Genomic DNA, 21714 nt, shown 5'->3' with positions numbered 1-21714 from the left:
CATGAATGAGAGACCGCGCGTGTCGTCCGGATCGCCTTATGAGGCGACGATCGGCTTCAGTCGTGCGATCCGTGCCGGCAACCGCATCCTCGTCTCCGGCACCGCGCCGGTCGAGGACGACGGCAGCTCGACACCGGGCGACGCCGAGGCGCAGGCCGAGCGCTGCCTTGCGATCATCGTGCGTGCGATCGAGCAGCTCGGCGGATCGGCTGAGGACGTGGTGCGGACCCGGATGCTGCTGGTCGACGCGGCGGATGCCGATGCGGTCGGCCGCGCGCACGGCCGCTGGTTCGCGGACGTGCGCCCCGCGGCGACGATGGTGGTGGTGGCCGGCCTGCTCCGCCCGGAATGGCGGGTGGAGATTGAGGCGGAGGCCGAGCTGTCGTGATAGGGCGAATGACCCTGACCGCCCTGGCGCTTGCTGCGTCGCCGGCGCATGCTGGGGAGTTGAAAGGGCCAGGGCGTTTTTGCGGCTATTCCCCGATCATCGACCTGCTCGCCGGTGAGCGCATCAAGACGCTGAAAGGCGGTATTCACGGCGGAACCTTCCGCTGGGATGGCGCCTTTGGCAGCCTCGTCGTCGACGGCATCGGTTGGGCATCGCCTCCTGCGGGCTGGATGCTGTCTGGGGCGACCAGCAAGGGTCATGCTCTATACGACCAGCGGCGCGAAGACGGGCGCTATACGGTTGCGATCTGGAACCGACGGCACGGTGCAGCCTATTTCTCCTCCAGGCGCCCGCTGACAAAGCAACAGCTGGCGGCAATCGATCGGGTCGATCTTTTCGAAGAAGGAGAGGCACCCGAGAACTGCAAGCTGCGGACGGTGTTTTCATGGGAATGATGTCTTCAGCGCATCGTCCCGCAAGAATTCGAGTATCGACCTTATGACCGACCAGTTCGACCTCACCGACGACCAGCGCGAGATCCAGGAGCTCGCCCGGCGCTTCACCGCCGACCGCATCACGCCGTTCGCGGCGGAATGGGACGAGAAGCACATCTTCCCACGCGACACGATCAAGGCCGCGGCCGAATTGGGCTTCGCGTCGATCTACGTCAGCGAGGAGAGCGGGGGCATCAACCTCGGCCGGCTCGAGGCAGCGCTGATCATGGAGGCGATGGCCTATGGCTGTCCGTCGACCAGCGCGTTCATCTCGATCCACAACATGGCGTCGTGGATGATCGACCGGTTCGGCAGCCAGGTGGTCAAGGACAAGTATCTGCCCAACCTGGTCACCATGGACCGGCTCGCCAGCTACTGCCTGACCGAGCCGTCGTCCGGCTCCGACGCGGCGGCGCTCAAGACGCGCGCGGTCCGCGACGGCGATCATTATGTCGTCACCGGCTCCAAGCAGTTCATCTCGGGCGGCGGTGAGAACGAGGTCTATGTCGTCATGGTCCGCACGGGGGAGGAGGGGCCTAAGGGCATCTCCTGCCTCGTCATCGAGAAGGACATGGCGGGCGTCAGCTTCGGCGCGCAGGAGCGCAAATTGGGCTGGCATTCGCAGCCGACCGCGCAGGTAATGTTCGACGGCGTGCGCGTACCGGTCGAGAATCTGGTCGGCGGCGAGGGCGAGGGCTTCCGCATCGCGATGATGGGGCTGGACGGCGGCCGGCTCAACATCGGCGCCTGCTCGCTGGGCGGCGCGCAGCGCTGCCTGGACGAGGCGATCCGCTACACCAAGGACCGTCAGCAGTTCGGCCGTCCGGTCGCCGATTTCCAGAACACCCAGTTCATGCTCGCCGACATGGATACCGAGCTGCAGGCGGCCCGCTGCCTGCTCTATACTGCGGCGGCGAAGGTGACCGCGAACGCGCCCGACAAGACCCGCTTCGCCGCGATGGCCAAGCGCTTCGCCACCGACACCGGCTCCGCGGTCGTCGACCGCGCGCTCCAGCTCCACGGCGGCTACGGCTATCTCATGGATTACCCGATCGAACGCTTCTGGCGCGACCTGCGCGTCCATTCGATCCTGGAGGGCACCAACCAGGTGATGCGGATGATCGTCGGACGGGAGCTGACGCGGCAATGAAGACGACTCTAAAGCTCCTCCCCGGGACGGGGAGGGGGACCATGCGAAGCATGGTGGAGGGGGTCCGGCCCCGAGCGATTTGTGAGTGGAGGGCCCCCTCCACCACCGGCTGCGCCGGCGGTCCCCCTCCCCGTGCCGGCGAGGAGCAGTGATGACCGATGTCCTGACCTTCACCGAAAACCACGCCGGCCGCATCCGACTCAACCGACCGAAGGCGATTCACGCGCTCAATACCGGCATGTGCGCCGCGATGCTGGAGGCGCTCGATTCGTGGGAGGGGAATCCTGCGGTCGAGGCGGTGCTGATCGACCATGCCGAAGGCCGCGGCTTCTGCGCCGGCGGCGACATCCGCATGGTCGCTGAGAGCGGCAAGGCCGACGGCCGCGCGGCGCGCGAATTCTTCTTCACCGAATACCGCCTCAACCACCGGCTGTTCACCTATGCGAAGCCGGTCGTCGCCTTCATGGACGGCATCACCATGGGCGGCGGCGTCGGCATCTCCGCGCCCGCCCGCTTCCGCGTTGCGACCGAGAACACCAAACTTGCCATGCCCGAGACCGGCATCGGCCTGTTCCCCGATGTCGGCGGCGGCTGGTATCTGTCGCGGCTCAAGGGGCGGATGGGGCAATATCTGGCGCTCACCGGCCATCGGCTCGACGGTGCTGAGTGCCTCGCCCTCGGCCTCGCCACCCACTATCTCCCGAGCGAGCGGCTCGACGAGGCCAAGGCCGCCATCGCCGAGGCGCCGGGCGAGATCGCGGCGATCCTCGACCGCTTCTCGGCGCCGGCGCCGGATGCGCGGATCGTCGCCCATCAGACCGCTGTCGACCGGCTGTTCGCCTCCGATCGGCTGGAGGACATCCTCGCCTCGCTGGCGGAGGACGACGGCGAATGGGCGCGCCAGCAGCTCGAGACCCTGCACGCCAAGTCGCCGCAGACGATGAAGGTCTCGCTCCGCCTGCTGCGCGAGGGCGCCGGCATGGCGAGCTTCGCCGACGAGATGCGCCAGGAATATGCCGTCGCCAGCCGCGTCTGCACCCGCCCCGACTTCATCGAGGGCGTCCGCGCGGTGATCGTCGACAAGGACAATGCGCCGCAGTGGAACCCGGCGACGCCGGAAGGCGTCACCGACGATCTCCTCGACGCGATCTTCGCACCCTTGCCCGAACAGGAGGCCTGGACACCGGCATGAGCTACGAAACCATCCTCGTCGAACAGCGCGGGCCCGTCACGCTGGTCACGCTCAACCGCCCGCAGGCGCTGAACGCGCTCAACAGCCAGGTGCTCGCCGAGCTGCTGGACGCCATGGCCGCGTTCGATGCCGACGCGGGGCAGGGCTGCGCCGTCATCACCGGCAGCGAAAAGGCGTTCGCCGCCGGCGCCGACATCAAGGAGATGGAGCGCCAAGGTTTCGCCGACATGTACGGCAGCAACTTCTTCGCCGGCTGGGAGCGGTTCGCCGCCACCCGCAAGCCGGTGATCGCCGCCGTCGCCGGCTATGCGCTGGGCGGCGGCTGCGAGCTGGCGATGATGTGCGACTTCATCCTGGCGGCGGACACGGCGAAGTTCGGCCAGCCGGAGATCAAGCTCGGCGTCTCGCCGGGCATGGGCGGCTCGCAGCGGCTGACGCGCGCGGTCGGCAAGGCCAAGGCGATGGAGATGTGCCTGACCGGCCGCATGATGGATGCCGAGGAGGCCGAGCGCGCCGGCCTGGTCAGCCGCATCGTGCCGGCGGCCGCGCTGGTCGAGGAGGCGGTGAAGACCGCGACGACGATCGCCGGCATGGCGCCGCTCGCGGTGCTCGCCAACAAGGAGATGGTGAACGCCGCGTTCGAGACCACGCTCCACCAGGGCGTGCAGTTCGAGCGACGGCTGTTCCACGGCCTGTTCGGGACCGCGGACCAGAAGGAAGGCATGGCCGCCTTCGTCGAAAAGCGGCCGGGCAAGTGGACGGGGAAGTAGGGATGGCACGCATCGCATTCATCGGGCTCGGCAACATGGGCGGCGGGATGGCCGCCAACCTTGCCAAGGCGGGGCATGACGTGCGCGCCTTCGACCTGTCGGCGGAGGCGCTGGCGCGCGCCAAGTCGGCCGGCTGCCTCCCCGCCGAGAGCGCGGCGGCAACGATCGAGGATGCCGAGGCGGTGGTCACGATGCTGCCGGCCGGCCGCCACGTCGAACAGGTTTATGAGGAGGCCGTGTTCGGCAATGCGGCCAAGACCGCGCTGCTGATCGACTGCTCGACGATCGAGGTCGCCACCGCCCGCCGCATTGCCGACGCCGCCGCGGCCAAGGGGCTGACGGCGGTCGACGCGCCGGTCTCCGGCGGGATCGGCGCGGCCAATGCGGGCACGCTCACCTTCATGGTCGGCGGCTCGGCGGCGGCGTTCGAGCGGGCCGAGGTCTTCCTGGCCGATATGGGCAAGGCGGTGATCCACGCCGGCGGCAACGGCGCCGGGCAGGCAGCAAAGATCTGCAACAACATGATCCTCGGCGCGACGATGATCGCGACCTGCGAGGCGTTCGTGCTCGCCCGGAAGCTCGGGCTCGATCCGCAGAAGTTCTTCGACATCGCCTCGGTCAGCTCGGGCCAGAGCTGGTCGATGACGACCTATGCCCCGGTGCCCGGTGTCGGCCCGGAGACGCCCGCCGACTACGACTATCAAGGTGGCTTCGCGGCCGCGCTGATGCTCAAGGACCTGCGCCTCGCCATGGACGCCGCCGCGAGCGTCGACGCCGACACGCCGATGGGGGCGAAGGCGGCCGAGCTCTATCAGCGCTTCGTCGACATGGGCGAGGCAGGGCGGGACTTCTCCGGCATCATCAGGATGCTGGAGAAGGGGGAGAAGTGATCCATTCCTCCCCAAGCTTGCTTGGGGAAGGGGACCGCTCGCCGAAGGCGAGTGGTGGAGGGGAAAGGCCACGAACGACTCGTCTGCCGCATTCCCCTCCACCATTCGCTGGCGCGAACGGTCCCCCTCCCCGAGCGAGCTCGGGGAGGATTTGATCAGTTCGGGCAACTCGTCGCCGGTCCCGCCACCAGATCGAGGCAGCGCCCGTCGACATCACCCGGCGCGAACCTGACCCCGACCAGCGCCCCCAGCGTCGGGGCGATGTCGACGGTCTCTACCGACAGCGGCTGCTCGAAACCGGTCATCCCCTTGCGCCAGAACAGCATCGGCACGCGGCGGTCATAGTCCCAGAAGCTGCCATGGGTGGCGACATAGCCCTTGGTCGGGTCGGGGATCGGCGTGACCCGTGGCTTGAGCGCCACCACCAGGTCGCCCGACCGTTCCGGATCGTAGGACTCACGCGCCCGCTCGAGCAGCGTCCAGGTCTCGGGCGGCGTGTGTGGGCGCGGCGTGGCGGCGATCTGGGCGGCGGTGAACACAGCCTGCACCTGAGGATAGGCGGCGATCGTCTTCACCGTCTCGGCGAGCACGCGGTCGTGCTGCGCCTTGGGAAGCTTGGGGTCGATCCACACGTCGCCGGCGGGGCCGCCCCACAGCAGCTGGCCGGACAGGCCGAGCCGCGTCGCGACGATCTGGTTCACCGCCTTGGTGCTGAGCGCAGGATCGAGCCGCTGTGCCGTCGGCGCGGCGTCCTCGCGGTTGCGCTCGGGCAGGTCGTGCCCGCCATGATCCGCGGACAGGCCGACCACATAGTCGACGCCGGTCGCATCGAGCATCGCGAAGAAATCGCCGAGGTCGCGATCGAGCGAGGCGAGTTGGAGGCACATCTCCGCCCCCTCGGTGCCATAGGTGTGGCCGACATAGTCGGTCGCCGACGCACCGATCGAGATGATGTCCGGCGCGCTGCCGCGGCCGAGCTTCATGTCCTGGATCAGCGCCGCCGCCAGCGCCAGCGTCGCGCCGTCGAACTCGGGCGACGCGCGGAAGGCCGAGGCATTGCCCGCGGCCCGGGCGAAATGTCCGGTGCCCACCGTCTTGCCCGCCCCGATCGCGATCGCATGGTCATGCGGCTTGCAGAAGTCGGGGAGGTCCAGCGGCGGCTGCTCCGTCGCGATCTGCTTTGCGACCGCGGCGTTGGCGCGCGTCACCGCGGCCGGTTCGGTGCGGCCGGCGTAGCTCACATAGGCCTTGCCGTTCCACCACCACAGCTCGTCGACCTTGTGGCCGCCCATCATCACTGCGGCGCGATCCTTGCCAGCGACCGAGACGACGCGGCTCTCGGGATTTACCGCCTTCATCCGCTCGCCCAGCGTCGGCACCCGCAGGTGCTTGTCCGAGACGGTATAGGCGCTCGAATTGCTGCCCGGCACGCTCTCGTCCTCGGCGCAATAGACGGTCTTGTCCTCGCGCGCCGTCTTGAGATCGACCCAGTCATTGGCGATGATGCCGGTGCGCGACGGATGATCGCCGGTCAGCAGCGTCGAATGGCCGGGGCAGGTCTCGGTCGCGGCATGGCTCTGGTAGCCGGAGGGGAACACCGCGCCCTGCAGCAGCCGTGCGAAGCCGCCGGTCCAGTGGTTGCGATACTCGGCGAACAGGTCGGCGGAGAACTGGTCGACCGAGATGAACACGATCAGCTTGGGAGCGGGCGGCGGCGGGGGCGCCTCCTGCGCGGCGAGCGGCGTGGCGAGAAGCGCGGCCAGGGCGGCGAAGGGAGCGAGCTTCAAATCCAGTCTCCGGAAGTGCAAAGGGCGCGGGACGCGCTATGAGGGAGCGGGAGCGGGGCGGCAAGGACGCGGATGCTGATGCGGCTGGTTTCTTTCGTGTTGATGACGCTCGCTGCCTGGCTAGCCATTCCGGCGATCGCGCAGACGCCGGGACAGCGGCATATCGCGATCGATCTGGTGGCGGAGACCGACCGTCCGGCGGCGGGGGGCGAGGTGACGCTGGCCTTTGTCTCGCGACCGGAGGCGGGCTGGCATGGCTATTGGAAGAACCCCGGGGACGCCGGCGTCGAGACCGAGGCGCACTGGACGCTGCCCGCCGGCGTGACGGTTGGGCCGATCCAATATCCGGTGCCGCACCGGCTGCTGATCGCGGGCCTGATGAACTATGTCTACGAGGGGCCGTTCACCCAGTTCGTGACGTTGAAGCTCCCCGCCGGCCTCGCGGCGGGCACGCGGCTGCCGATCGGGGTCAAGCTCGACTATCTCGTCTGCACCGAGGAGATCTGCGTCCCCGAGAGCGCGACGCTGGCGACCGCGCTGACCGTCGGCGACGGCGCGATCCCGCCCAAGCGCCGGGCTGAGTTCGACGGCTGGCGCCGGGCGCTGCCCAAGCCGCTGGGTAGCCCGGCAAGCTTCGCGATCGACGGCGGCACCTTCCGCCTCGGCGTGCCTTTCCCGGCCGGTGCACCAGCGAAGGACGTCTATTTCTTCCCGCTGACCGACGGCGCGATCGACTATGCCGCCCCGCAGAAGGTGTCGCGCGACGGCGACCTGCTGGTGGTCGAGACCAAGGCCAAGGCTGGCGGGCCCACTGCGGTCGAGGGCGTGCTGGCGACCGGCGAGGGACAAGGCTTCTCGGTTCGCGCAACTCCGGGTGCCGTAGCGGCGCCGCAGCAGGCGATGGCCTGGGGCGCGGCGCTGGCGGCCTTCGCCGGGGCGGTGCTTGGCGGGCTGATCCTCAACGTCATGCCCTGCGTCTTCCCGATCCTCAGCCTCAAGGCGTTGAGCCTCGCCCGCTCGGGCGGCGAGGGCGCGCGGGGCGAGGCGCTCGCCTATACCGCCGGGGTGGTGCTGATGTGCGTGGCGCTCGGCGCGATCCTGCTGGCGTTGAGGGCAGGCGGCGCGACCGTCGGCTGGGCGTTCCAGCTCCAGGACCCGCGCGTGATCTTCGTCCTGCTGCTGCTGGTGACGGCGATCGCCTTCAACCTCGCCGGGCTGTTCGAACTGAGCGCGCCGGGTATGGCCAATCGGCTTGCGGCGAGCGGCAAGGGCGGCGCTTTCGCCACCGGCGCGCTCGCCGCTTTCGTGGCGACGCCGTGCGCCGGCCCGTTCATGGCCACAGCGTTGGCCGCCGCGCTAGTGCTGCCATGGTGGGGCGCGCTCACCGTGTTCGCTGGCCTCGGCCTCGGGCTCGCGCTGCCGTTCCTGGCGATCGGCTTTATCCCGGCACTCCGCCGGCGCCTGCCCAAGCCGGGGCCGTGGATGGAGACGCTGCGGCGTATCCTCGCGGTGCCGATGTTCCTGACCGCGCTCGCGCTCGCCTGGGTGCTGGGGCAAGAGGCCGGCGTCAGTGGCATGACGATCGGCCTTGCCGCCGCGGCGTTGCTGGCGGCGGGGCTGTGGTGGACGGGGCTGAGACAGGCGAAAGGCCGCGCGCTCGCGTGGTTGCCGGGCACGGTGGCCGTGGTCGCAGCGCTCACCGGTGTCGCCATGATCACGCGTGCGCCGGCTCAGGCCGCAGCCGAGGTAGCCGGCACCGAACCCTTCTCCGAGACCCGCCTCGCCCAGCTACGGGCGGAGGGGCGGCCGGTGTTCGCCTATTTCACCGCCGACTGGTGCCTCACCTGCAAGGTCAACGAGAAGGCGGTGATCGAGACCGCCGCCGTCCGCGACGCGCTGGCGAAGGGCAAGGTCGCGGTGCTGGTCGGCGACTGGACCGACGGCGATCCGGCGCTCGGCCGCTTCATCGAGGCGCATAATCGGGCAGGCGTTCCGCTCTATCTATGGTATGGTCGCGGCGGCTCGCAGCCTGAGGTGCTGCCGCAGGTGCTGACCCAGGCGATGCTGATCGAGCGGGCGGGGGGCTGATAGGGAGAGACAGGATGAGACTGGCTTTCGCAACCCTGGCCGTTGCCATGGCGCTGGCAGTGCCCGCCGGCGCCGAGCAGACCGTCGGCGCCCAGGCCGGCAATTTCCGCCTGACCGACATGAACGGCCGCAACGTCGAGCTGTCGCAGTTCCGCGGCAAGACCGTGGTGCTCGAGTGGAACAACCCCGGCTGCCCCTTCGTGCAGAAGCACTACAACAGCGGCAACATGCAGAAGACCCAGGCCGCCGCGCGCGCCGATGGCGTGGTGTGGCTGACGATCAACTCGGGCGCGCCGGGCAAGCAGGGCTACATGACCGGCGCCGAGGCGCAGGCGTTCGTCAAGAAGACGAAGGCGACGCCGACCGACTATCTGCTCGACCCCAAGGGGGTGGTCGGCAAGGGCTATGGCGCCAAGACGACGCCGCATATCTATATCATCGATGGCTCGGGCAAGCTCGTCTATCAGGGCGGCATCGACGACAAGCCGACCTCCGACGTCGGCGACATCGCCGGCGCGCGCAATCATGTGCTGGCGGCGCTGGGCGAGCTCAAGGCGGGCAAGCCGGTGTCGGTGGCGGAGACGCGGCCCTATGGCTGTTCGGTGAAGTACGCCGACTGATCTGGTTCACGCGGAGACGCGGAGATGTCTCGCCAGCGGTGCCGTCTCGCGTCAGCGAGACCTCATTGTCCTCATCGACTGGCTAAAGGCCGCTGGCGCGGCTGAAGGTGCAGCAGGCGGTATATCTCCGCGTCTCCGCGCGAACAAGATTCTCTTTCTTGGCCTCGCCGCTCAAACCAGCTCGCGCACCCGCGGCGCATGCGGCGGGACCGGGTCGGCGTCGGGGTCGAAGGCGGCCCAGCCGTTCGGGCCGAGAACCTCGATCGGGCGGTAGCGCGTCTTGTACGCCATTCGCTCGGACCCCTTCACCCAATAGCCGAGATAGACATAGGGGAGTCCCGCATCGCGTGCGCGCAGGATGTGGTCCATGATGATGTAGTTGCCGAGGCTCGGCCTCTCCGGATTGTCGGCGTCGAAGAAACTGTAGATCATCGACAGCCCGTCCGCCTGCCGGTCGGTGATGCAGGCGCCGATCAACCGGCCGCGTTTCCCCTCCGTCGCGGGCTCGCGATATTCGACGACGTAGCTGTTGACGGGGCTCTGCTCGACCATGTCGGCATAATCGCCCTCGTCCATCTGCGCCATGCCGCCGCCGGGATGGCGCGTCGCGAGGTAGCGGCGCAGGAGCTGGAACTGCTCGTCGGTCGCCCAGGGGCGGCAGGCGTGGGCTTCCAGATCCTCGTGCCGGCGCAGCAGCTTGCGCTGGGTCGCGTTGGGCTTGAAGCCCTCGGTGACGACGCGGACCGAGACGCAGGCGGCGCAGCCGGCGCAGCTCGGGCGATAGGCGACCGACTGGCTGCGGCGGAAGCCGATCCGGCCGAGCGCGTCGTTGAGCTCACTCGCGTGCTGGCCGTTGAGCTCGGTGAAGACCTTCCGCTCCTGCCGCCCTGGCAGATAGGGGCACGGCGAGGGCGCGGTGACGAAGAAACGCGGAAAACGAAAAGGTGCAGTCACCGATCCAAACCCCGGACCCAACGCCCGATGCGTTGTTCGGAAGCTACTATGATACGGAGGAATCGTGATGAAAAGGCGCTTTACCACGAAAGAGGGTTAACAAGGCGCCGAAGGGAAGGTGGGCGCGCGAAACGGGGAACTGGCGCGCCCGCCATAATGTGCCCGAATCGCGATTCGGGCGGAAGAGTCGCGGGACTCGTTTCGTCGCGGATATGATTCGGTCCGACTCATATTTCCGACCGTCATCCCGACGAAAGCCGGGATCTCGTGCCATGAGCCGTTCGCCTGCCGATGGAGATCCCGGCCTTCGCCGGGATGACGGCAGGCAATTCTCAGGCGAGCTCGACCAGGCTCACCTCGTAATGCGCCTGCCGGAGTGCCGCGATCAGCCGGTCGAGATGCGTGCGGTCGCGCGTCTCGCATTCGATGTCGGTGATCAGCCCCTTGGCTGGCAGCGAGGTGAAGACGCGCTGGTGATAGACCTCGATGATGTTGACGCCTTCCTGGTCGAAGATGCGTGCGACATGATAGAGCGCGCCCGGCCGGTCCTGCAGCCGGATGCGCAGGCGCGCGAGCCGCCCCGAGCGGGCGAGGTCGCGCAGCAGTACGTTGGCGAGCAGGCGCGTGTCGATGTTGCCCCCGCACAGCACGATGCCGATCGTACGCCCGCGGAAGCGGCTGCCGAACGCGAGCAGCGCGGCGAGCCCTGCGGCGCCGGCGCCTTCGACCACGGTCTTCTCGATCTGGAGCAGCAGGCTCAGCGCCTCCTCCAGCCGCCGTTCGTTGACGAGCAGCACGTCGTCGACCAGCGCCTCGACGAACTGCGAGGTGATCACCCCAGGCTCCTTGACCGCGATGCCCTCGGCCAGCGTGTCGCCGCCGCACGCCATGCTGGTGCCGTGGAGGCGGTTGTACATCGAGGGATAGAGCTCGGCCTCGACGCCGATCATCTGGACCTCGCGCGGCGCCGCACGGGCCGCCACCGCCATGCCGGAGATCAGCCCGCCGCCGCCGATAGGCACGATCAGCGTGTCGATCTCGGGCGCGTCCTCGAGCATCTCGAGCGCGACGGTTCCTTGCCCCGCGATGATGCGCGGGTCGTCGAAGGGGTGGACGAAGGTATAGCCGCGCTCCGCTTCCAGCCTGCGGGCATGGGCATAGGCATCGTCGAAGCTCTCGCCTTCCAGGATCACCGTCGCGCCGTGGCTCTGCGTCTGCATCACCTTCACCGTCGGTGTCGGCTTGGGCATGACGATCGTCACCGGCACGCCGAGCCGGGCGCCGTGATAGGCGAGGCCCTGGGCATGATTGCCGGCCGAGGCGGCGATGACGCCCTTCGCCCGCGCGTCCGCATCGAGCTGGAGCAGCGTGTTGAGCGCGCCGCGTTCCTTGTAGGCGGCGGTGAACTGGAGGTTCTCGAACTTGAGGTAGACGGTCGCGCCCGTGAGGTCGCTCAGTGTCTTGCTGTGCAGCGTCGGCGTGCGCACCACCGCGCCCCGAATCCGCATCGCAGCCGCCCGGACATCCTCGATGGTGACGGGAAGCGGTTCGGAGCTGCGGACGGGACGAGTAGCCATCGGAGCCGCCTAGACCATCTGGCGCCGCGGGGGAATGCCGCTTATGCGGCCCATATGGCCGACATCGCATATCTCGGGCTGGGCGTGATGGGCGCTCCGATGGCCCGCCACCTCGCCGCCGCCGGGCACAATGTCACCGTCTACAACCGCACCCGCGCCAGGGCGGAAGCCTGGGTCGCCGAGCATGGCGGTACCCTGGCCGCGACGCCGGCGGAAGCCGCCAGGGGCAAGCAGGTGGTGGTGAGCTGCGTCGGGCGGGACGCGGACCTCGAGGAGGTGACGCTCGGCCCCGACGGCGCCTTCGCGGCGATGGCGCCGGGCGCGCTGTTCGTCGATCACACCACCGTCTCGGCGATCATCGCCCGCCGGCTCGCCGAAGAGGGCGCGGCGCGAGGGCTGCTCGTCGTCGACGCGCCCGTTTCGGGCGGTCAGGCGGGGGCGGAGAATGGCGCGCTCTCGATCATGTGCGGCGGCTCGGACGAGGCGATGGCGGCGGCGCGGCCGATCATCGACGCCTATGCCTCCCGCATCGTCCATGTCGGCGGTCCGGGTGCGGGACAGACCACCAAGATGGTCAACCAGATCGCGATCGCCGGAGTGCTGGCGGGCCTCAGCGAGGCGCTCCGCTTCGCCCAGGCGGCCGAGCTCGATCTCGACAAGGTGTTCGAGGCGGTCTCGGGCGGCGCGGCGCAGAGCTGGCAGATGGTCAACCGCTGGAAGACGATGGGCGAGGACAAGTTCGACTTCGGCTTCGCGATCGACTGGATGCGCAAGGACCTGGGGCTGGCGCTGGAGGAGGCGCGAGTGAACGGCGCGCTGCTGCCGGTCGCGGCGCTGGTCGACCAATTCTACGCCGAGGTGCAGCACATGGGCGGCGGCCGCCAGGACACCAGCGCGCTGGTGCGGCGGATTGCGCGGTAAAGCACGGAACCGTCATGCCGGACTTGTTCCGGCATCCACTGCTCCGCAAGGACCAGCGTTGAGGTCCCGGCTGGAACCGTGAAGCCAGCATCTGACCGCCCAGTGGACCCCGGAACAAGTCCGGGGTGACGAACAGTGGATCAATCTGTTCTTGCCCTTACCGCGCCGCGAAGGCGCTCCGATACTCCGGCTTCACCGCACGCAGCAGCGCCGGCGTGACCGGCAGCGTCACGTCGTACGATCCTTCGGCATAGGGCCCTGCGACATAGGGGCCGACCAGCAGGCCGATCCGGTCGACCGTCTGCCGGTTCGTCGATCCCAGGATCAGCGTCGCCTCCTCGACCTTGGGGCATTGGCTGAACGGATCGTCGGAGGAGCGATCCACCGCTTCGCCGCGCCGCTTCGCGCGCTCGGCGTCGATCCGCCTGCAGAAGGCATTCCCGATCGCCGTCTGGATCGCCGCCTTCGAGGTGAACAGCTCCGCCGGGTCGAGGCGGCGGTCGGCGGTCTTGTCCCACACCAACGAGCGGAAGCCCGGATTGCCGTGCGCGCCTCCGGAAAATTCGTAGATCTCCGCCGAAAGGCTCAGCAGGCGCGGCGTTTCGGTCACCACCTTCCATTCGGTGCTCGAATCATAGGGATTGAAACTGAAATCGCCGCTCTTGCTCTGCTCGCGGGCGTCGGCGCTGTCCTTGGCGAGGGTGGTGCGAAGCTCGTCCCGATCCTTTTCGAGCCATAGGCGGAGCGGCACGATCGCCGCCGCGGCGGCGGGATAGCTGTAGGTGAAGCTGTAATCCTCGGTCTTGAGCGTGGTCTCGCTCGCCGCAGCGGTCGGCGTGGGTGTCGGAGCCGGCGTCGCGGCTGTGACGTTGGCGGGCGTGGCGGCCACATTCGCGACACTTTCCGCGCTCGCGGCATTGCCGCCCGCAGGCGCTTTCCCGCCGCACGCCGTCAGTGCCAATCCGGCCAGGATCAGGGTCATCGAATGGGTTGCTCGCATCGCTCTCTCGTCAAACTCTCGCCAAATCGCCGGCTTCACCATATGGCGGAGCCATGCAGGTCTCCAGCCGCTTCGTGCATTCGACCGGATCGCGCAAATGGGGCGCGTCCTTCCTTGCCGCTCTCTCCCTCCTCGCCGCAGTGCCGGTCCATGCCGACGCGCTGGTCGACAATGTCGACGGCGTCACGCTCGACAAGGACGGACATCAGGTCCGCTTCACCGGCATTCTGATGTCGCCCGACGGCAAGGTGGTGCGGCTCCTCCAGAAGTTCGACAAGCGCCCCGACAAGCTCGACTGGCGCGCCGACATGAAGGGCCGCGTCGCCATCCCCGGCATGATCGACGCGCACGGCCATGTCATGGACCTCGGCAAGCGCGCGATGGAGCTCGACCTGTTCAGCTCGACCTCGCTCGCCGACGCGCAGCAGCGCGTCCGCGCCTATGCCGCCGCCAATTCGACGCGCGCCTGGATCGTCGGTGGCGGCTGGAATCAGGAGGTGTGGGGTCTCGGCCGTTTCCCCACCGCCGCCGATCTCGATGCCGCGGTCGCCGACAAGCCGGTGTATCTGGAGCGCGCGGACGGTCACGCCGGCTGGGCGAACGGCGCGGCGATGCGCGAGGCGGGCATCACCGCCAAGACCCCCAATCCGCCCGGCGGCCGGATCGAGCGCTTGCCGAACGGCCAGCCCTCCGGCGTGTTCGTCGACGCCGCCAAGGCGCTGATCGAGGCCAAGCTGCCGCCGCCGACCCCGCTCGACCGCAACATGGCGTTCCTGAAGGCGCAGGAGGCGCTGCTCAGCCTCGGCATCACCGCCACCGCCGACATGGGCACCAGCCTGGACGACTGGCTGGTCTATCGCCGCATGGGCGATGCCGGATATCTGCGCATCCGCATCATGTCCTACGGCAGCGGGGTGGAGACCGCGCTCAAGGTCGGCGGCACCGGGCCGACGCCCTGGCTCTACGGCGATCGGCTGCGGATGGGCGGGATCAAGCTCTATGCCGACGGCGCGCTCGGCTCGCGCGGGGCGTGGCTCAAGGCGCCCTATGCCGACGCGCCGGGCAACACCGGCCTCAATTTCCTCAAGGACGACCAGCTGCTCAACATGATGAGCCGCGGCGCGATGGACGGCTTCCAGATCGCGGTCCATGCGATCGGCGACCGCGCCAACCAGCAGGTGCTCGACGCGATCGAGGAGCTGTCGAACACCTACAAGGGCGACCGCCGCTGGCGCATCGAGCATGCCCAGATCGTCGACCCGCTCGACCTCCCTAAGTTCGGCAAGCACGGCACCATCGCCTCGATGCAGCCGGTGCACGAGGCGAGCGACTGGCGGATGGCCGAGACGCGGCTGGGGCCGCAGCGGCTCGGCGGGGCCTATGCCTGGGCTTCGATCCAGAAGACGGGCGCGCGGCTGGCGTTCGGTTCGGACTATCCGGTCGAGAGCCCCAATCCCTTCGTCGGCTGGGCGGTCGCGATCACGCGGGAGGATGCCAAGGGCGAGCCGGCGGGTGGCTGGCGTCCCGAAGAGAAGCTGAGCCGAGAGGCGGCGTGGAAGGCCTTCACCTCCGACGCGGCCTATGCCGGCTTCGCCGAGGACCGCTTCGGTACGCTCGCACCGGGAATGCGCGCCGACTTCATCATCGTCGACCGCGATCCGACGCTCGCCGGCCCCGCCGAGCTGCGCGCGATCAAGGTGCTCGAAACCTGGGTCGGCGGGGAGAAGGTGTGGGAGCGGAAATGATTCCACTTCCGGAGGCGATTCGCCTGAAATTTACTTTTCGTTAATCTTTCACCGACAAAATTTGTTTGCGGTAATCGCGTCCGAACCGGAGCCAATGGTGGCCCCCGGGGTACGCGGTCACCACGTGGATCGGCCGTGTTCGAGAATCTGAGGAACAGCGCGCCCGGCGGCATTGCTGCCGATGGTCATGGTGCGTCCGCCCCGGAACGGCGCGGCGATCGCCGGCACGTCACCGTGCTGCGCGTGGCGAAGGTGGTGCGCACGCACGGCGACGAGCTGTGCGTCATCCGCAACATCTCCTCGGGCGGCGTCATGGCCCATTTCTACTCGCCGGCGCGTGTCGGCGAGGAAGTGGTCATCGAGTTCAAGTCGGGCCGCAAGCTCAGCGGCATCGTCCGCTGGACGCGCGGCGAAGTCGCCGGCGTCGAGTTCGACGAGAAGCTGGAGATCGTGCGCTTCCTGGCCGGGGAGGACGACGTCGCCGGCCAGTTCGAGCCGCGCGCACCCCGGCTCGGCGTGGGCCTGCCGGCGATGATGCGCAGCGGCGTCCGCGTCTATCCCGTGCAGGTGTGCGACATCTCCCAAGGCGGCCTCAAGTTCCGTGCGCTGCCGACCACCGAGCAGGGACAGAAGCTGGTGTTCCGCGTCGCTGGCCTGCCGCCGCTCACCGGCATCGTCCGCTGGCGCGACGAGGAGCACGCCGGCGTCGCCTTCGAGATGCCGCTTCCGCTCGAGACGCTCGCCAAATGGGCGGCGGAGACCGAGCGCTCGCAATAGCGGCCGTCGGCGGATCGCGCGATTTCGGAGCCTTGCTTAAGGTTCCGGCAGGGTACGAAACCGAGTTTTGCGAGCCAGGCTCCGGCTGACCGCCGGCAGCGCGGAGCCACGGGAAAGGCTTCGCGGATGGACGAGCTACGCCAGGACCGTCGAGTGGCGCTGTTCAGCGGCCCCGGACGCGTGCCTGCGCTGTGCGATCGTCGCGCCGACCAGCGCTATGCCACCATATTCCGCGCCGCCCGCATCGTCTGCGGCGGCCGCGAGGGGCTCTGCCTGATCCGCAACATCTCGGCCGGTGGAGCAATGGCACGCCTCTATGCGCCGATCGCGGTGGGAGAGGAGGTGGCGATCGAGCTCAAGGCGGGACCGACGATCCCCGGCCACATTCGCTGGGTCCGGGGCAGGGATGCCGGCATTCAATTCACTGAGCATATCGACGTCGAGCGGCTGCTCGCGGGCGCGGCCCAGCCGCCGGACGGCCCGGTGCCGCGCCAGCCACGCCTGGCGGTCAGCGCACCGGCATTGATCCGCTGCGGAATCGTCTATCGGCCGGTGCTGGTGCACGACATCTCGCAAGGCGGCGCCAAGGTGGATGCCGCCGAATGGGCCGCGGTCGACGACCCGGTGGTGCTCCGTATCGCCGGCCTGCCGATCCTCGAAGGCGTCGTCCGCTGGTGCGACGGCCGCCGCGCGGGCGTGCGCTTCGACCGCCCGCTCGCGCTGGAGACGCTCGCGCGCTGGGCGGCCGAATATCCGGTCGGGGCCTGAACGGGAAGGGCCGCCGCTTCGGTGAAGAAGCGACGGCCCTTTTGAAGCGTCCTTGCGGAGAATGCGATCAGGCGACCTGCGTGTCCGGCATCGCCACCACCTGATCCTCCGGATCGCGCAGCACATAGCCGCGGCCCCAGACGGTCTCGATGTAGTTCTCGCCGTCGGTCGCCATGCTGAGCTTCTTGCGCAGCTTGCAGATGAAGACGTCGATGATCTTGAGCTCCGGCTCGTCCATGCCGCCGTAGAGATGGTTGAGGAACATCTCCTTGGTGAGCGTGGTACCCTTGCGGAGCGACAGCAGCTCCAGCATCGCATATTCCTTGCCGGTCAGGTGCACGCGGGCGCCGTCGACCTCGACGGTCTTGGCGTCCAGGTTCACCGCCAGCTTGCCGGTGCGGATCACCGACTGCGAATGGCCCTTCGACCGGCGCACCACGGCATGGATGCGCGCGATCAGCTCCTCGCGGTGGAACGGCTTGGTGACATAGTCGTCGGCGCCGAAGCCGAACGAGCGCACCTTGCTGTCCATCTCGCTGACGCCCGACAGGATCAGCACCGGCGTCTGCACGCGCGCGACGCGCAGCTTCTTGAGCACGTCATAGCCGTGCATGTCCGGCAGGTTGAGGTCGAGCAGGATGATGTCGTAGTCGTAGAGCTTGCCGAGATCCAAGCCTTCCTCGCCCAGATCGGTCGTGTAGACGTTGAAGCCCTCGGTGTTGAGCATGAGCTCGATCGCCTTCGCGGTCGTCGGCTCGTCTTCGATCAGCAGCACGCGCATCCGTTGGTCCCCTTGCCCGGACGACAACGGCCCCCCTCGGCCGCTGCGCATTGAGGCGAAGCATTAACCTAAGCGTGTCTGAAGGCAAAAGGTTAATTTCCCCCTAACCGGAGTTAACCGGCGAGTCGCGGGGTGCTGAGCGGGGCGGCGCACAATGTCCTGAACACCGTCGCGAAATGCTCGATCAGCGCCTCGACGCGCGCCGGGCGGAGCGCGCTCGGCGGCGTCAGCAGGTGGAGCGCGATGCCCATCGTCGCCCACTCCGGCAGGATCTCGACCAGCGTCCCGCGCGCAAGGTCTTCGTCGACGATGAAATCCGGCAGCCGCGCGATGCCGAGGCCCGCGCGCAGGGTCGGCAGCATCGCGTCGCCGCTGTCGGTGAGAAGGGGGCCGTGCGGGCGCACCGCCGCCTCCTCCCCATCGGCCTTGCGGAAATGCCACAGGTTGGGCTGGGCGAGATTGGCGTAGCGCAGGCACAGATGCTCGCCGAGTTCGGCGGGGTGGCGCGGCGTGCCGTGCTTCTCGAGATAGGAGGGCGCCACCACCGTCCGCCCCGCGATCGGCGCCAGCCGGCGGGCGCGTAGCGAACTGTCGGGCAGGTCGGCGATGCGCAGCGCGATGTCGAATCCCTCGGCGACGATATCGACCTTGGCGTCGGACAGGCGAAGATCGATCTCCACCGCCGGATAGGCCGCGAGGAAATCGGCGACCGCCTTGGCCACATAGCGGATGCCGAACGCCAGCGGCGCCGCCACGCGGATCAGCCCGGCCGGCGCGGTTGCCGCATCGTGCGCCGCCTCCTCGGCCGCCTGCGCCTCGGCGAGGATGCGCTGGGCGCGTTCGGCGAGCGCCTTGCCGCTCTCGGTCAGCGACAGCCGGCGCGAGGTGCGGTGGAACAATGTCGTGCCGAGCGACGCCTCCAGTCGTGCCACCGCCTTGGAGACGGTCGCCTTGCTGACGCCGATCGCCTCGGCCGCGGCGCTGAACGAGCGGTGCTCGACCACACAGGCGAACACCGCCCAGGCTTCGAAATCGGGAAGGCGCATCCGAAGAGGCTAGCGCAGAAACAATCTGTTTCCAACGTTTCCATTTACGCGATCCAGGCCTCGCCTATCTTGCCGGCAACCAACGGAGATTTGCGATGACCACCACCACAGCGGCCAGGATCGAACGGCGTCCGTTCGAGAGCTTGGGCCATGCCGATCATGGTTGGCTCAACGCCCGCCATCACTTCAGCTTCGCCAATTATTACGATCCCAAGCGCGAGAGTTGGGGCGCGATCCGCGTATGGAACGACGACGAGATCGCCCCGAACTCCGGTTTCCCGCCGCACCCGCACCGCGACATGGAGATCATCACCTATGTCCGGAAGGGCGCGATCACCCATCAGGATTCGATGGGCAACCAGGGCCGCACCAGTGCGGGCGACGTCCAGGTGATGAGCGCGGGCACGGGCGTGCGCCATGCCGAATATAATCTGGAAGGCGAGACGACGACGCTGTTCCAGATCTGGATCGAACCGAAGCGCGCGGGCGGCCAGCCCTCCTGGGGCGCCAAGCCTTTCCCCAAGGGCGATCGCTCCGGCCGGTTCGTGACGCTTGCTTCGGGCTTCGCCGACGATGAGGGCGCGCTGCCGATCCGGGCCGATGCCCGCGTGCTCGGCGCGACGCTCAAGGCTGGCGAGAGCGTGACCCACAGCGTCGGCGAGGGGCGCCATGCCTATCTCGTCCCCGCCGTGGGCGCGATCGAGATCGAGGGAACCCGCTTCGAGGCCCGCGACGGCGCGGCGCTCTCGGGCGGCCAGACCGTCACCATCACCGCGATCGAGGACACCGAGATCGTCCTGGTCGACGCCGAATAATCCGCAATGCCGTCGTGCCCGGCCGGTGCCGGCACGGCGGCTCTTTTCCAAGGGAGCACGTCACATGCCCAAGGTCCTGGTTCTCTATTATTCCTCTTACGGCCACATCGAGCAGATGGCTGAAGCGATCGCCGAGGGCGCGCGCGGCGCCGGCGCCGAGGTCGACATCAAGCGCGTGCCGGAAACGGCGCCGCAGGCGGTGGTCGAGGCGGCGCACTTCAAGACCGACAGCCCCCATCCGGTGATCGCGGGTCCCGACGTGCTCAAGGACTATGACGCGATCATCGTCGGCGCGCCGACCCGCTTCGGCCGCATGGCGAGCCAGATGGCGGCGTTCTGGGATACCGCCGGCGGCCTGTGGGCAACCGGCGCGCTGCACGGCAAGGTCGCCGGCGCCTTCACCTCGACCGCGACCCAGCACGGCGGGCAGGAGACGACGCTGTTCAGCATCATCACCAACCTGCTGCACTTCGGTCTCACCATTGTCGGCCTCGACTATGGCCACGCCGGACAGATGGACATCAGCGAGATCGTCGGCGGCGCCCCCTATGGCGCGACCACCGTCGCGGGCGGCGACGGCAGCCGCCAGCCGAGCGCCAAGGACCTCGACGGCGCCCGCTACCAGGGCCGCCGCATCGCCGAGGTCGCGGCCAAGCTGACCGCGTAACCTGCTCCCGCCCGGTCCCGTACCCTCGCGGGACCGGGAATCGGGGAGGTCCGGCTCCCCCCTCCGCAGGGCCTCCCCGAACCCCTCCCGCTTGCGGGAGGGGTTATGTATAGCGGGCCGATGCTAGCGGACCGCATCCTCTTCCTCGATGGCGAGGCGATCGTGCTCGACAAGCCTGCGGGCCTGCCGGTCGACCGCCCGCGCGATCGCTCGCCCAGTATCGAATCGATGGCGGACGAGCTGACCTTCGGCTTCCGCCGCCTGCCGGTCGCGGTGCACCGGCTCGACCGCGACACTTCCGGTTGCCTGCTGCTCGCGCGCAATCCGGGTGCGGTGAAGCGCTTCGGCCAGGCGTTCGAGGCGGGGCAGGTGACGAAGCGCTATCTCGCGGTGCTGGAGGGCGTGCCGGAAAGTGGGGAGGGTGTGATCGACCTGCCGCTCGCCAAGGTGAGTACGCGCGAGGCCGGCTGGCGAATGACGGGCAGTCCCAACGGCAAGAAGGCCGTGACGCGCTGGCGCACGGTCACCGTCCGCGATGATCGCGCGCTGGTCGAGTTCCTGCCCGAGACGGGCCGCACCCACCAGCTCCGCGTCCATGCCGCGGAGGGGCTGGGGCTGCCGATCGTCGGGGACCGCGTCTACGGCCGCGACGGTCCCTACTTGCTGCTCCACGCCGCGGAGATTCGCCTACCCCGACCGGGCAAGCCCGACGTCCATGCCGAGGCGCCCTTGCCGGCCCGTTTCGAGGGCTTCGCCGATGGTGGCTGAGGACCGCATCGCCGACGCGATCGTCGAGGAGAAGTTCCTCGCCGCCTCCGGCCCCGGCGGGCAGAACGTCAACAAGGTCGCGACCGCGGTGCAGCTGCGCGTCGACGTGTTCCGCCTCGGCCTGCCGCCCCATGCCTATCAGCGCCTGAAGCAGCTCGCCGGCACCCGCATGACCGCGGGCGGCGAGCTGGTCATCACCGCGCGCCGCTTCCGCACCCAGGACGCCAACCGCGAGGACGCCCGTGCCCGCCTCGCCGAGCTGATCGCCGAAGCGCACGTCCGCCAGGCCAAGCGGGTGAAGACCAAGCCCAGCAAGGCCGCGAAGGCGCGCCGCGTCGACGAGAAGAAGGGGCGCAGCGCGGTGAAGGCGGGGCGGGGAAAGGTGCGGCTGGATTAGCCCTAAAATTCGTCATGCCGGACTTGTTCCGGCATCCACGGCGCCGCACATGCAACGCTCGATCCGTGAGCAGTGCGCCTGCGGTAGATGGACCCCGGCAAGGCCGGGTGACGGGAAGA

General features: G+C 68.7%; 22 protein-coding genes. 16 read left to right on the top strand and 6 right to left on the bottom strand.

Features of this window, described 5'->3' with window-relative positions:
- Position 1 precedes the first annotated feature (1 nt).
- The 6 genes from AC2YHA_RS15790 to mmsB all read left to right on the top strand — a co-directional run bounded on the left by AC2YHA_RS15790 (position 2) and on the right by mmsB (position 4884).
- Positions 2-388 carry a RidA family protein gene (locus AC2YHA_RS15790; protein ID WP_233783962.1) on the top strand — a complete coding sequence of 129 codons (387 nt, stop codon included), beginning with the start codon at positions 2-4 and terminating at the stop codon, positions 386-388.
- Positions 389-396: 8 nt separating this feature from the next.
- A complete protein-coding gene (locus AC2YHA_RS15785) occupies positions 397-843 on the top strand; it encodes a hypothetical protein (protein ID WP_487402371.1) in 447 nt (148 codons plus the stop codon).
- A 43-nt stretch (positions 844-886) separates the two neighbouring features.
- On the top strand, positions 887-2032 hold the full coding sequence (locus AC2YHA_RS15780; RefSeq protein ID WP_487402370.1) for an acyl-CoA dehydrogenase family protein: 1146 nt from the start codon (positions 887-889) through the stop codon (positions 2030-2032).
- 151 nt (positions 2033-2183) lie between these two features.
- A complete protein-coding gene (locus tag AC2YHA_RS15775) occupies positions 2184-3224 on the top strand; it encodes an enoyl-CoA hydratase/isomerase family protein (protein WP_487402369.1) in 1041 nt (346 codons plus the stop codon).
- Positions 3221-3994 carry an enoyl-CoA hydratase gene (locus AC2YHA_RS15770; RefSeq protein WP_487402368.1) on the top strand — a complete coding sequence of 258 codons (774 nt, stop codon included), beginning with the start codon at positions 3221-3223 and terminating at the stop codon, positions 3992-3994. The genes AC2YHA_RS15775 and AC2YHA_RS15770 overlap by 4 nt, the downstream gene beginning before the upstream one ends.
- Before the next feature lie 2 nt (positions 3995-3996).
- Positions 3997-4884: a 3-hydroxyisobutyrate dehydrogenase gene (gene mmsB, locus AC2YHA_RS15765; RefSeq protein WP_487402367.1), complete on the top strand. Its 888-nt coding sequence runs from the start codon at positions 3997-3999 to the stop codon at positions 4882-4884.
- A gap of 155 nt (positions 4885-5039) precedes the next feature.
- Here the strand turns inward: mmsB and AC2YHA_RS15760 are convergent, their stop codons facing one another.
- Complete coding sequence (locus tag AC2YHA_RS15760) at positions 5040-6671, bottom strand: alkaline phosphatase family protein (protein ID WP_487402366.1); 1632 nt, start codon at positions 6669-6671, stop codon at positions 5040-5042.
- A gap of 78 nt (positions 6672-6749) precedes the next feature.
- Between AC2YHA_RS15760 and AC2YHA_RS15755 the strand changes: the two genes are divergently transcribed.
- Both AC2YHA_RS15755 and AC2YHA_RS15750 read left to right on the top strand, forming a co-directional pair.
- Complete coding sequence (locus tag AC2YHA_RS15755; RefSeq protein WP_487402365.1) at positions 6750-8759, top strand: protein-disulfide reductase DsbD family protein; 2010 nt, start codon at positions 6750-6752, stop codon at positions 8757-8759.
- Positions 8760-8773: 14 nt separating this feature from the next.
- Positions 8774-9379: a thioredoxin family protein gene (locus AC2YHA_RS15750; protein WP_233783954.1), complete on the top strand. Its 606-nt coding sequence runs from the start codon at positions 8774-8776 to the stop codon at positions 9377-9379.
- A 171-nt stretch (positions 9380-9550) separates the two neighbouring features.
- On the opposite strand, the gene AC2YHA_RS15745 is transcribed toward AC2YHA_RS15750, so the two are convergent.
- Both AC2YHA_RS15745 and AC2YHA_RS15740 read right to left on the bottom strand, forming a co-directional pair.
- The gene (locus tag AC2YHA_RS15745; protein WP_487402364.1) at positions 9551-10333 is read right to left on the bottom strand and encodes an arginyltransferase; all 783 of its coding nucleotides are present in this window, start codon (positions 10331-10333) and stop codon (positions 9551-9553) included.
- 332 nt (positions 10334-10665) lie between these two features.
- Positions 10666-11910, bottom strand: coding sequence for a threonine ammonia-lyase (locus AC2YHA_RS15740; RefSeq protein ID WP_487402363.1), 1245 nt, complete (start codon positions 11908-11910; stop codon positions 10666-10668).
- A 54-nt stretch (positions 11911-11964) separates the two neighbouring features.
- On the opposite strand from AC2YHA_RS15740, the gene AC2YHA_RS15735 reads away from it, so the two are divergent.
- Positions 11965-12831, top strand: a complete 867-nt coding sequence (locus AC2YHA_RS15735) for an NAD(P)-dependent oxidoreductase (protein ID WP_487402362.1) — start codon at positions 11965-11967, stop codon at positions 12829-12831.
- Positions 12832-12988: 157 nt separating this feature from the next.
- On the opposite strand, the gene AC2YHA_RS15730 is transcribed toward AC2YHA_RS15735, so the two are convergent.
- Positions 12989-13813 (bottom strand): DUF4163 domain-containing protein, encoded by an 825-nt coding sequence (locus AC2YHA_RS15730; protein ID WP_487402361.1) that lies wholly within the window; start codon positions 13811-13813, stop codon positions 12989-12991.
- A gap of 71 nt (positions 13814-13884) precedes the next feature.
- Between AC2YHA_RS15730 and AC2YHA_RS15725 the strand changes: the two genes are divergently transcribed.
- The 3 genes from AC2YHA_RS15725 to AC2YHA_RS15715 all read left to right on the top strand — a co-directional run bounded on the left by AC2YHA_RS15725 (position 13885) and on the right by AC2YHA_RS15715 (position 17121).
- Positions 13885-15576, top strand: a complete 1692-nt coding sequence (locus AC2YHA_RS15725) for an amidohydrolase (protein ID WP_487402360.1) — start codon at positions 13885-13887, stop codon at positions 15574-15576.
- Positions 15577-15711: 135 nt separating this feature from the next.
- The gene (locus tag AC2YHA_RS15720; protein WP_487402359.1) at positions 15712-16353 is read left to right on the top strand and encodes a PilZ domain-containing protein; all 642 of its coding nucleotides are present in this window, start codon (positions 15712-15714) and stop codon (positions 16351-16353) included.
- A 126-nt stretch (positions 16354-16479) separates the two neighbouring features.
- On the top strand, positions 16480-17121 hold the full coding sequence (locus tag AC2YHA_RS15715; RefSeq protein ID WP_487402358.1) for a PilZ domain-containing protein: 642 nt from the start codon (positions 16480-16482) through the stop codon (positions 17119-17121).
- 67 nt (positions 17122-17188) lie between these two features.
- Here AC2YHA_RS15715 and ctrA read toward each other — a convergent pair whose 3' ends face one another.
- Together ctrA and AC2YHA_RS15705 are read right to left on the bottom strand one after the other, a co-directional pair.
- Entirely contained in the window at positions 17189-17902 is a 714-nt protein-coding gene (ctrA, locus tag AC2YHA_RS15710) for a response regulator transcription factor CtrA (RefSeq protein WP_487402357.1), read from the bottom strand.
- A gap of 113 nt (positions 17903-18015) precedes the next feature.
- Positions 18016-18948, bottom strand: a complete 933-nt coding sequence (locus AC2YHA_RS15705; protein WP_487402356.1) for a LysR family transcriptional regulator — start codon at positions 18946-18948, stop codon at positions 18016-18018.
- 95 nt (positions 18949-19043) lie between these two features.
- On the opposite strand from AC2YHA_RS15705, the gene AC2YHA_RS15700 reads away from it, so the two are divergent.
- From AC2YHA_RS15700 to arfB, 4 genes are all read left to right on the top strand, one after another.
- Positions 19044-19763, top strand: a complete 720-nt coding sequence (locus AC2YHA_RS15700; protein WP_487402355.1) for a pirin family protein — start codon at positions 19044-19046, stop codon at positions 19761-19763.
- A gap of 64 nt (positions 19764-19827) precedes the next feature.
- Positions 19828-20430 carry an NAD(P)H:quinone oxidoreductase gene (gene wrbA / locus AC2YHA_RS15695; RefSeq protein ID WP_487402354.1) on the top strand — a complete coding sequence of 201 codons (603 nt, stop codon included), beginning with the start codon at positions 19828-19830 and terminating at the stop codon, positions 20428-20430.
- Between the two features lie 120 nt (positions 20431-20550).
- Positions 20551-21198, top strand: a complete 648-nt coding sequence (locus tag AC2YHA_RS15690; protein ID WP_487402353.1) for an RluA family pseudouridine synthase — start codon at positions 20551-20553, stop codon at positions 21196-21198.
- Positions 21188-21595 (top strand): alternative ribosome rescue aminoacyl-tRNA hydrolase ArfB, encoded by a 408-nt coding sequence (arfB, locus tag AC2YHA_RS15685; protein ID WP_487402352.1) that lies wholly within the window; start codon positions 21188-21190, stop codon positions 21593-21595. Before AC2YHA_RS15690 ends, arfB begins: the two co-directional genes overlap by 11 nt.
- Positions 21596-21714: the final 119 nt, after the last annotated feature.

It is taken from the genome of Sphingomonas sp. SRI_018 (assembly GCF_057586275.1).
This window is presented reverse-complemented; position numbering and strand designations above follow the sequence as displayed.

Excerpts from the sequence above, each read along its gene's own strand:
- AC2YHA_RS15790 (WP_233783962.1), top strand. The coding sequence starts at position 2 with ATGAATGAGAGACCGCGCGTGTCGTCCGGATCGCCTTATGAGGCGACG.
- AC2YHA_RS15785 (WP_487402371.1), top strand. The coding sequence starts at position 397 with ATGACCCTGACCGCCCTGGCGCTTGCTGCGTCGCCGGCGCATGCTGGG.
- AC2YHA_RS15780 (WP_487402370.1), top strand. The coding sequence starts at position 887 with ATGACCGACCAGTTCGACCTCACCGACGACCAGCGCGAGATCCAGGAG.
- AC2YHA_RS15775 (WP_487402369.1), top strand. The coding sequence starts at position 2,184 with ATGACCGATGTCCTGACCTTCACCGAAAACCACGCCGGCCGCATCCGA.
- AC2YHA_RS15770 (WP_487402368.1), top strand. The coding sequence starts at position 3,221 with ATGAGCTACGAAACCATCCTCGTCGAACAGCGCGGGCCCGTCACGCTG.
- mmsB (WP_487402367.1), top strand. The coding sequence starts at position 3,997 with ATGGCACGCATCGCATTCATCGGGCTCGGCAACATGGGCGGCGGGATG.
- AC2YHA_RS15755 (WP_487402365.1), top strand. The coding sequence starts at position 6,750 with ATGCGGCTGGTTTCTTTCGTGTTGATGACGCTCGCTGCCTGGCTAGCC.
- AC2YHA_RS15750 (WP_233783954.1), top strand. The coding sequence starts at position 8,774 with ATGAGACTGGCTTTCGCAACCCTGGCCGTTGCCATGGCGCTGGCAGTG.
- AC2YHA_RS15740 (WP_487402363.1), bottom strand. The coding sequence starts at position 11,910 with ATGGCTACTCGTCCCGTCCGCAGCTCCGAACCGCTTCCCGTCACCATC.
- AC2YHA_RS15735 (WP_487402362.1), top strand. The coding sequence starts at position 11,965 with ATGGCCGACATCGCATATCTCGGGCTGGGCGTGATGGGCGCTCCGATG.
- AC2YHA_RS15730 (WP_487402361.1), bottom strand. The coding sequence starts at position 13,813 with ATGACCCTGATCCTGGCCGGATTGGCACTGACGGCGTGCGGCGGGAAA.
- AC2YHA_RS15725 (WP_487402360.1), top strand. The coding sequence starts at position 13,885 with ATGCAGGTCTCCAGCCGCTTCGTGCATTCGACCGGATCGCGCAAATGG.
- AC2YHA_RS15715 (WP_487402358.1), top strand. The coding sequence starts at position 16,480 with ATGGACGAGCTACGCCAGGACCGTCGAGTGGCGCTGTTCAGCGGCCCC.
- ctrA (WP_487402357.1), bottom strand. The coding sequence starts at position 17,902 with ATGCGCGTGCTGCTGATCGAAGACGAGCCGACGACCGCGAAGGCGATC.
- AC2YHA_RS15705 (WP_487402356.1), bottom strand. The coding sequence starts at position 18,948 with ATGCGCCTTCCCGATTTCGAAGCCTGGGCGGTGTTCGCCTGTGTGGTC.
- AC2YHA_RS15700 (WP_487402355.1), top strand. The coding sequence starts at position 19,044 with ATGACCACCACCACAGCGGCCAGGATCGAACGGCGTCCGTTCGAGAGC.
- wrbA (WP_487402354.1), top strand. The coding sequence starts at position 19,828 with ATGCCCAAGGTCCTGGTTCTCTATTATTCCTCTTACGGCCACATCGAG.
- AC2YHA_RS15690 (WP_487402353.1), top strand. The coding sequence starts at position 20,551 with ATGCTAGCGGACCGCATCCTCTTCCTCGATGGCGAGGCGATCGTGCTC.
- arfB (WP_487402352.1), top strand. The coding sequence starts at position 21,188 with ATGGTGGCTGAGGACCGCATCGCCGACGCGATCGTCGAGGAGAAGTTC.